1 protein-coding gene is annotated in these 1,096 nt (G+C 58.4%); it reads left to right on the top strand.

Translation table 11 applies throughout. The features are described 5' to 3' along the window. The coding region (acrA, locus tag DWZ82_RS14900) for an acryloyl-CoA reductase electron transfer subunit beta (protein ID WP_243022967.1) at positions 1–1,095 on the top strand (1,095 nt) is incomplete at its 5' end. Position 1,096 lies beyond the last annotated feature (1 nt).

Below are 1,096 nucleotides of genomic sequence, written 5' to 3'. Positions count from 1 at the left end.
AACCTCGCCGATTTTTCCGGCGTATGGGTATTCTGTGAGCAGCGCCAGGGCGAGCTGCAGCCGACCGTACTCGAGCTGATCTCTGAGGCACGCAAGCTGGCAGACGACATGGGCACTGAAGTTTGCGGCCTGCTGCTTGGCGGCAAGGGCGTAGGCGAGAAGATGGCAAAGGAACTGGGCGCTTACGGCGCTGACAAGGTTCTGGTTTGCGAGAGCGACCTGCTCGAGACCTACACCACCGATGCATACGCAAAGGTTCTGTGCGACACCGTTATGGCTAAGAAGCCGGAGATCCTGCTGATCGCCGCTACCAACATTGGCCGTGACCTCGGCCCGCGCTGCGCAGCTCGCCTGCACACCGGTCTGACCGCAGACTGCACCCACCTCGACGTAGACGTAGAGAAGTACGCTGCATTCCTGCAGGATGCTTCCACTCTGCCGCAGGCTCAGATCGATGCTCTGAACCGCGAGGACCGCAACCTGAAGATGACCCGTCCGGCATTCGGCGGTCACCTGATGGCTACCATTATCTGCCCGCGCTTCCGTCCGCAGATGGCTACCGTTCGTCCGGGCGTACTGAAGAAGGGCGAGTACAACGAGGCTAAGGCTAACGCAGTAGTTGTTGAGCCGGTAGCTTTCGAGCTGTCCGAGGCTGACATCAAGACCAAGGTTCTCGAGGTCGTTAAGGAAGCTAAGGAGCTGGTTGACCTGACCGGCGCTGAGGTAGTTGTATCTGTAGGCCGTGGTATCTCCAAGGACGTTGAGACCGGCATCAAGCTGGCTGAAGAGCTGGCTGGCCTGTTCGGCGGCGTTGTTGGCGGTTCCCGTGCTGCTATCGACTCCGGCTGGCTGTCTGCTGACCACCAGGTTGGTCAGACCGGCAAGACCGTACATCCGAAGCTGTACGTTGCTCTGGGCATTTCCGGTGCTATCCAGCATAAGGCTGGCATGCAGGATTCCGAGTGCATCGTAGCAGTTAACAAGTCTGATTCCGCTCCGATCTTCGACGTAGCTGACTACGGCATCTGCGGCGACCTGTTCAAGGTTGTTCCGATGATGATCGACGCAATCAAGGCTGCTAAGGAGTCTAAGTAAT

This window comes from Butyricicoccus sp. AF35-5AC (assembly GCF_003477715.1).
Lineage (GTDB): Bacteria > Bacillota > Clostridia > Oscillospirales > Butyricicoccaceae > Agathobaculum > Agathobaculum butyriciproducens.
The sequence above is the reverse complement of the archived record's forward strand: the minus strand, read 5'-3'. Positions and strand labels throughout refer to the sequence as shown.